The 7,943-nt window shown below is 75.3% G+C and carries 6 protein-coding genes; 3 read left to right on the forward strand and 3 right to left on the reverse strand.

What is annotated here, in order from left to right:
* The first annotated feature begins 130 nt into the window (after positions 1 to 130).
* Complete coding sequence (locus EIO00_RS20965; protein WP_140181618.1) at positions 131 to 529, forward strand: DUF3040 domain-containing protein; 399 nt, start codon at positions 131 to 133, stop codon at positions 527 to 529.
* A 211-nt stretch (positions 530 to 740) separates the two neighbouring features.
* Here EIO00_RS20965 and EIO00_RS20970 read toward each other — a convergent pair whose 3' ends face one another.
* From EIO00_RS20970 to EIO00_RS20980, 3 genes are read right to left on the reverse strand one after another with little or no spacing between them, the layout of a single operon-like run.
* On the reverse strand, positions 741 to 3,194 hold the full coding sequence (locus EIO00_RS20970; RefSeq protein ID WP_241661492.1) for a transglutaminase TgpA family protein: 2,454 nt from the start codon (positions 3,192 to 3,194) through the stop codon (positions 741 to 743).
* A 5-nt stretch (positions 3,195 to 3,199) separates the two neighbouring features.
* Positions 3,200 to 4,441 (reverse strand): DUF58 domain-containing protein, encoded by a 1,242-nt coding sequence (locus EIO00_RS20975; RefSeq protein WP_140181622.1) that lies wholly within the window; start codon positions 4,439 to 4,441, stop codon positions 3,200 to 3,202.
* Between the two features lie 48 nt (positions 4,442 to 4,489).
* Positions 4,490 to 5,365 carry an AAA family ATPase gene (locus EIO00_RS20980; protein ID WP_422100064.1) on the reverse strand — a complete coding sequence of 292 codons (876 nt, stop codon included), beginning with the start codon at positions 5,363 to 5,365 and terminating at the stop codon, positions 4,490 to 4,492.
* Positions 5,366 to 6,023: 658 nt separating this feature from the next.
* Here EIO00_RS20980 and mraZ point away from each other — a divergent pair.
* Both mraZ and rsmH read left to right on the forward strand, forming a co-directional pair.
* Positions 6,024 to 6,455 (forward strand): division/cell wall cluster transcriptional repressor MraZ, encoded by a 432-nt coding sequence (mraZ, locus tag EIO00_RS20985; RefSeq protein ID WP_140181626.1) that lies wholly within the window; start codon positions 6,024 to 6,026, stop codon positions 6,453 to 6,455.
* A 339-nt stretch (positions 6,456 to 6,794) separates the two neighbouring features.
* Complete coding sequence (gene rsmH / locus EIO00_RS20990; protein ID WP_140181628.1) at positions 6,795 to 7,817, forward strand: 16S rRNA (cytosine(1402)-N(4))-methyltransferase RsmH; 1,023 nt, start codon at positions 6,795 to 6,797, stop codon at positions 7,815 to 7,817.
* Positions 7,818 to 7,943 lie beyond the last annotated feature (126 nt).

The following is a 7,943-nucleotide window of genomic DNA, read 5'->3' on the forward strand; positions in this document are numbered from 1 at the left end:
GTCGAGAGGCCGCCTCGGGATGGACGTTTCCTTTCGAACACTCGTGGGGCCTCGTATTGTGGGCATATCACCGTTGAGTTCTCCGTCCGTCATCGGAACCCCCGATGCGGGGCTGTCGTTGGGAGGCGCCGTGCCGCTCTCTGAGCACGAGCAGCGTCTGCTCGACCAGATCGAGCGGGCGTTGTACGCCGAGGATCCGAAATTCGCGCACGCCGTCCGCGCCAAGGACCCTCAGGTGCATTACAAGCGCCGGATCGTCAAGGCGGTCCTCGGTTTCGTGCTGGGCGTGGTCGTGTTGATGACCGGACTGGTCCTCAACGCCGGGACCACGACGATCGTGGTCGGTGTGGCCGGCTTCCTGATCATGGTCGTCGCCTGCGTGTGGGGACTGACCAGCTGGAAGCGGATGGCGGGCATCGCCGGACCCGAAGCCGGCCCCCGGATCCGGCAGCCCGGCCGCCGGCCGCCCCGGGGCGGCTTCATGGAGCGCATGGAGGAGCGCTGGCGCCGGCGCACCGAGGGGCAGTGACCGTTCGTTCGCCCTGCTGAACGGAGCCTCCCGCCCCGGCGCGCCCCGTCCGCCGGCGCCTCGGCCCGCCGTGGCCCCCTCCGGCGGGGCCGCGCCCTGATCGAGGGCGCCCTGAGGAGCACGCCCTCGTCTCGGCGGCGCGGAGCCGTCTCGTCCCGCCGGCGGGCGGCGCGGCGGGCCCGCTCCGCCGAGGACGGGGAACGGAGACGGCTCAGCGGCGACGGAGTTCCCGCCGGCCCCGGTCCCGCGACCGGATGAGCGCGAGACCGTCCACGGCGCCGACGGCCCGCCGGCCGGTCTCCCGCAGGGACTCCAGCGCGGACGGCGGGGCCAGGCGGGCGCGCCAGCGGGTCGGCAGGTCCACCGCCGCGCCGAACGCCTCGTGCACGATCCGCAGATCCTCCCGCAGGGTGTCGGGCGGCGCGGGGACGGTGGCGTAACGGGCGCGCTCCTCCGCGACGGCCAGGCGCTGCAGCGCCTCCACCGCCGGACCGGTGAGGTTGAGGGACTCGGTGATGCGGCGGGCGGCGGCGCGTGGACTGTCTCCGGAACGCCAGTCCACGCCGTGGTCGATCGCGTCGGCGCGCAGTTCCTGCCAGGCGGCGTGGGCCAGGGCGGCCGCGTCGCCCGCCGCCGCGATCGACGGCTCACGGCGGCCGCCGGGCCCGCGCGCGGCGGGCCGCCCGTCGGCCGCGGCCGACGACAGCGCCCGCGACCAGCGGCGCCGCCGGGTCAGCAGCCGGGCGGCCAAGGGGGTCGCCAGGAACAACAGCACCAGCGCGCCCCCCGCCAGCCAGCCCACGACGAGCCTGTCGCCGTCCTCCGCCCCGTCGTCGGCCGCTCCGGCCCGTCCGGCGTCGCCGGCGTCGGCGGGCTCCCGGGACCCCGGACGCGTCGCCGGCCGCTCCGCCTCACCGCTCGAGGACGGCGCCGTCGGGCTCTCCTCACCGTCCCGAGGCCGGTCCTCCTCCTCCGCCGCCGGCCGTGCGTACCGGGGGACGGTCGCGGTGCCCTGTCCGGCGGTCCCCGCCGGGGTCGGCTCGAACCGCACCCAGCCCGCCCCCTCGAAGTACAGCTCCGGCCAGGCGTGCGCGTCACGGGACCGCACCACCCACCGGCCGTCGGGCCCCTGCGACCCGCGGGTGTAGCCCATGGCGACCCGGGCCGGGATGCCCAGGATCCGGGCCATCATCGCCATCGAGGCGGCGAACTGCTCGCAGTAGCCCCGCTTGCTGACCAGCAGGAAGTCGACCAGGTCGGAGGTCCCCCGCGGAGCGGCGGCGTTCAGGTCGTAGACGAAGCCGCCCTCGGCGGCGAACCACCGCTGCAGCATCATCGCCTGCTCGTACTGCGACCGGGCGCCCTCGGTCACCTCGTCGGCCAGGCGGCGGACCGGCTGCGGGATGTCGCTCGGCAGCCGCAGGTGCCGCCGCAGCACGTCGGCGGCGGCCGGGCCGGCCTGGGCGAGCTGGCGGGCGGTGGGCTCGGCGCGCACGCTGGTGACGCTGTAGGTCCGGCCTCCGGCGTCGTCGCGCAGCGAGTAGATCATCAGCGACTCCGGGTCCACCCGCCAGTCCCCTTTGACCGACACCCGCGACGGCGCGTAGGGGGCGGGCAGGAACGTCATGTTCCGCACGTTCTCCGCCACCGAGACCCGGGTGGTGACCGCATAGGTGCGGGCGGTCAGCAGCCCCGGCGGCGCGGGCAGGGTGCGGCCGGCCACCCGGTCGTCCGGGGTGCTGCGCAACGGGCTGTAGGTCCAGCGGTCCCCGTCGAACCGGTCCAGCGCGTACAGCCGCAGATAGTCCGGGGACGGGTCGTCGGTCCGGTAGGTCAGCACCACCTGGTCGCTCAGCCGGGTCAGCTCCCGTTTCAGGCTGACCAGCGGATCGGGGGTGGTCACCGTCTGCGAGCCGCCGTCCCCGCCGCCTCCGCCCAGATCCAGCAGTCCGCGCGGGTGGATCCCCGGCACCGTCGCGGGCACGATCACCGCGATCGCCACCGCCGCCAGCCCCAGCCGCCGCCCGGCGGCCGTCAGCGAGCGCGCGTTCACCCTGGCCCGTCCGTCCCCTCCGCCGTGCCGGCCGGGCACCGGATGCCCCCACAGGCCCACCTGTTCCCGCGAGTCGGTCAGCAGCAGCGCCAGGAACCCGGCCGCGCCCAGCGCGAACGCGACCCAGCTGAGGTTCTCCTCGCGGATCGCGGCCGGCACGCTGTACAGCGCCAGCAGCGGCAGTCCGGCCGGGGCGGCGCGGCGCAGCTGCACCGCCAGCAGGTCCACCAGCACCGCCACCGTGCCGATGCCCAGCGTCGCCAGCAGCTCGATCCCGGCGCCGCGCGGCACCGGCGCGGCGTAACGGCCGGCCGCCTCCCAGCCCTCCGACAGCAGCCGGGCCAGCCGCGCCAGCGACCCGGGGGTGGGCGCCACCGCCAGCAGGGCCTGCCCGGGGGCGTACCGCACCGTCAGGTACACCAGCAGCGCGGCCGACGCGACCAGGGACGCGGCCGCCGTCGGCAGCCTCAGCCGCCGGGCCAGCGCGCCCCCCGCCGCGACCGCGATGATCGCGCCCAGCCCCGACCACGCCCACCCGGAGCCCTCGAACAGCGGGTGCAACCCGAGCGAGGCGAGCAGCGTCGCCAGCGCGGCGACGACCGTCAGCCGCATGCGCGTCATCGGACTCCGCCCTCCGTGCTCGAGGCCGGCTCCTCGACCTCCCGATCCGCCGCCCACACGGCGGCCAGTTCGGCGGCCGAGCGCACCGTCATCACCCGCCAGCCGGCCGCCCGCAGCACCCCCGCCGCCCGCCGCGTCCGCGCGTCGCCCAGCGGATCCACCAGGATCGCCACATGGGGCGAACCCCCGCGCCGGGAGGCCGCCAGCGTCCGCGCCTCCTGCGCTTCCAGCGCCCCCAGCACCGCCACCACCGGCCCGTCGGAGTCCCGGCCCGCGCCCATCGCGGCCAGGCCGGGCGCCAGCGACCGCGTCGAGGAGGGCCGCACCGCCGCCAGGTGGTCCAGCAGCGCGCCGGGGAACGACGCCGACGCCGGCAGCGCCGCCCCGGCGTCGGTGACCAGCCGCAGCCCCACGCCCGACCGGCTCACGTGCACCCCCACCGACGCGGCGATCGACACCGCCTGTTCGAACCCCGAGGCCGGGCCCTCCCCGGCGTGCGCCGCGCGTCGGGTGTCCAGGAACAGGGTGCCGGTGCTCCGCCGGTGCTGCTCCTCGCGGCGCACCATCAGCTCGCCGCGCCGGGCGGTGGACCGCCAGTGCACCCGCCGCAGGTCGTCGCCGTGCCGGTACTCCCGCGGGGTCACGTCGTCTTCCCCGGCGCCGGCGGGCGCATGGGCGGGGCTGTCCCCGCCGTCGATCCGGCCTCCCGGCACCCCCCCGGGCGGCAGCGCCACGACCTGCGGGGTGACCGTCAGCCGGTCCGTCAGGCTGAACGAGCGGACCAGCTCCACCAGTCCGAAGGGGTCGGCGAGCCGCACCGTCAGCGGCCCCACCCGATACCGGCCGCGCACCTCCGCGCGGATCCGGTAGCCCAGCTCGCGGGCCTCGTTCGACTCGATCTGGTCGATCACGAACCGGGCCCGCCCGCCGAGGGCGTAGGGCACCTGGTCCTCGACCATCAGCAGCCCGCTGGGCAGCCGGGAGACGTTCTCCAGCCGCAGCCTCACCCGGGCCTCCTGCCCGACCGGCAGCCGGGGCGGGTCCAGCCGGCGGGCGCAGGCCAGCCGGTACCGGGTGCGCGCGACCACCGCCGCCGACAACAGCGGCAGCGCCAGCACCAGCGTCCCGGCGCGCAGCAGATCCCGCTCGCCCAGCACGAACGCGCACACGATGGCGGTCACCCCGGCGGCGACGAACGACCGTCCGCGGGTGGTGAGGCCGCCCAGCGTCCTGTTCACGATGCGATTCTCCGTCGGCGGCCCCGGCGCGGCGGCCGGGGCGGCGGCTCAGCGGTGCGGCGCCGGCACCGGCAGCCGGTTCACCAGCTCGGTCACCACGTGTTCGGGCAGTCGCCGTTCCAGTTGCGCCTCGGCGGTCGGCAGCAGGCGGTGCGCCAGCACCGGCACCGCCAGCGCCTGCAGATCGTCGGGCACCACGTAGTCGCGGTCGTCGAGCGCGGCGTAGGCGCGGGCGGCCCGCACCAGCTGCAGCGTCGCCCGCGGGGAGGCCCCCAGCCGCAGGTCCGGGTGGCGGCGGGTCGCGGTGATCAGGTCGATGGCGTACTGCCGCACGCTCGGCGCCACGTGCACCTGGCGCACCACCTCCACCAGCGCCCGCACGTCGGCCGCGTCGGCGACCGGGGTGAGCCGGTCCAGCGGGGAGGACTGGCCGTGCGTGTCGAGCATCTCCAGCTCGGCGGCCGGGTCCGGGTAGCCCATGGAGATCCGTGCGGTGAACCGGTCGCGCTGCGCCTCGGGCAGCGGATAGGTCCCCTCCATCTCCACCGGGTTCTGGGTGGCGATCACCATGAACGGCGACTCCAGCCGGTAGGTGGTGCCGTCCACGGTGACCTGGCGCTCCTCCATGCACTCCAGCAGGGCCGACTGGGTCTTGGGGGAGGCCCGGTTGACCTCGTCGCCGACCAGGATGTTGGCGAACACCGGTCCCGGCTTGAACTCGAACTCGCGCAGCTTCTGGTTGTAGGCGCTGACCCCGGTGATGTCGCTGGGCAGCAGGTCGGGGGTGAACTGCACGCGGCGCACCGAGCAGCGGATCGAGCGCGCCAGCGCCTTGGCCAGCATGGTCTTGCCCACGCCGGGGACGTCCTCGATCAGCAGGTGCCCCTCGGCCAGCAGCACCGTCAGCGCCAGGCGGACCGCCATCGGCTTGCCCTCGATGACGGACTCCACCGCCTCACGGATCTTGGCGGCGATCCGTACCAGGTCCTCCAGGCCGGATGCGTCGGACCGGGACGATCCGGGCGAGGGGGTCGGGGGATGGGGGTTCGCATACGACTCGCCCTGCGTCCCTACTGCCACGAACCCTCCTCGGCAACGCCCGCCCCTCGCAGGTCCCGGCGGGGCGCGGCCCCCGCCGCGGCCTGCCGTGAGGCACTGTGCATGTCCAACCTGTCTTAACGACCCTACGTCGTCCGTCCGTTCCGCCGCGATGTTCGATCGCGGGGACGGCGGGACCATTCTGCCGTCCCGCGGGGATCGTCATGGCCTCGGTGAGTTGTTCCTTTTGTTGTGCTCTCTTCGGGGCGCCGAAATTCCCCACTCCGCTCCACGCCCTTTCCGGAACGCGCCTCCCCGTCCCTCGGCGGAGGGCCGTGCGGGCGCTTGGGGCCCGCGGCGCAGGAGAGGGGGCCGGCGGGGCGCGCCGCGCCCCCCACATCGACCCACCCATTCTGACCTGCGGATTTGTCGCGTGAGAAAGAACAGCACAGGGGTTTTGACAGTTGACGGTGGGGAAGAGTGGAGTAGAGTGGAGCGCCGTGGGGGCCGGTCGCGCCCTACGCGGCACGGGGAGGTGGGCCGGTTGTTTCTCGGCACCCACACTCCACGCCTCGACGAGAAGGGACGGCTGTTCCTGCCGGCGAAGTACCGCGAGGAGTTGTCGGGGGGCTTGGTGATCACGAAGGGCCAGGAGCGCTGCCTCTACGTCTTCCCGATGGCGGAGTTCCAGCGGATCACCGAGGCTCTGCGCGCCGCGCCGGTCACCGACCGGGGGCTGCGCGCCTACAGTCGCGTCTTCTTCGCCAGCGCCTCCGACGAGAAGCCCGACAAGCAGGGGCGCATCACCATTCCGCCGGCCCTGCGCGCCTACGCCGGCCTCAAGCGCGACTGCGCCGTCATCGGCGCCAACACCCGCCTGGAGATCTGGGACGCCCAGGCGTGGGAGAGCTACCTGGAGGCCGAGGAGCCCGCCTTCGCCGAGCTTTCCCAGGAGGTGATGCCCGGGATCGTGTGACCGTTCACGCGCCGGTCCGACGACCGGTACGGCCGACGTTCGGCCAGGTCTCCACCCGCTCTTCGGTCAGCTGACGCAGCTTCCCCGGTGTCAGGTGACGGCTTCCCCCGCACGGCGGCGTGCGGAACCTCCTCGAGGTGAGGTAGCGGATGGGGACCTGGCCGGACGAGGTGGCCGGCCCTCGGGGGCTCCCGCGGGGACCGACACGGCGGTGCGCCGCCGCGGAGTGCGCGGCGTCGTGACGGGCGGGGAGAAGGGCCGGCGGACACCACGACCGCGCAGGCTCGCCGCGTCGCACGGCGCCGCGGCCGGCGCGGCTGCACGAGGGGGTGAATTCCGATCAGCGACAGCGCCACCGCGCCGCGGTCCGCTCACGTTCCGGTGCTGCTCGACCGCGTCGTGTCACTGCTCACCCCCGCCATCGACAGCGCCGCCCGGCGCGATCCCGGGCGCGATCCCGTCTACGTCGACGCCACCCTGGGCCTCGGCGGGCACGCCGAGGCGATGCTGACGGCGCACCCCCGCCTCCGCCTGGTCGGCCTGGACCGCGATCCCTCCGCCGTGGAGCGTTCCGCCCGGCGGCTGCGGCGGTTCGCCGACCGGATCCACCTGGTGCACGCCGTCTACGACGAGCTTCCCCGTGTGCTGGCCGACCTGGGCCTGCCGCACGCCGACGCGGTCCTGTTCGACCTGGGCGTGTCCTCCCCCCAGCTGGACGAGGCCGAGCGCGGCTTCGCCTACTCCTATGACGCCCCGCTGGACATGCGGATGGACACCACCCAGAGCCTGACCGCCGCCGACGTGGTCAACGACTACCCCCTCGAAGAGCTGGCGCGGATCCTGCGCGAGTACGGCGAGGAGCGCTACGCCCGCCGGATCGCCGCCGCGATCGTCCGCGAGCGCGCCCGGGAGCCGCTGCGCTCCAGCCGCCGGCTGGCCGAGCTGGTGCGCTCCTCCATCCCCGCGGCGACCCGCCGCACCGGCGGCCATCCCGCCAAGCGCACCTTCCAGGCGCTGCGCATCGAGGTCAACGGCGAACTGGCGATCTGGGAGCGGGCGCTGCCCGCCGCCCTGGAGACGCTGCCGGTCGGCGGGCGGGTGGTCGTGCTGTCGTACCACTCCCTGGAGGACCGGATCACCAAGCGGGTGCTGACGGCGGTCAGCACCGACACGACCCCGCCCGAGCTGCCGGTGCCGCTGCCGGACCGGCAGCCGCGGTTCCGGCTGCTCACCCGGGGCGCCGAGCTGCCCACCGACGAGGAGACCGCGGCCAATCCGCGCGCCGCCTCGGTCCGCCTGCGGGCGGCCGAGCGGATCCGCGAGCCGGTCACCGGTCCAGGAGTCCCAGGAGGCGACGCATGACCATGACCACCGGCCCTCGGTCGCGCCCGTCCCGGCGGACGGCCCGTGCCGGGTCCGCCGCCGTGCGGCGTCCGGCGACGCGTCCGCCGCGGCGGGCGGAGCGCGCCGCGGCGGCGAGGCCGTCCT

This window comes from Thermomonospora catenispora (assembly GCF_006363815.1).
Taxonomy (GTDB): domain Bacteria; phylum Actinomycetota; class Actinomycetes; order Streptosporangiales; family Streptosporangiaceae; genus Thermomonospora; species Thermomonospora catenispora.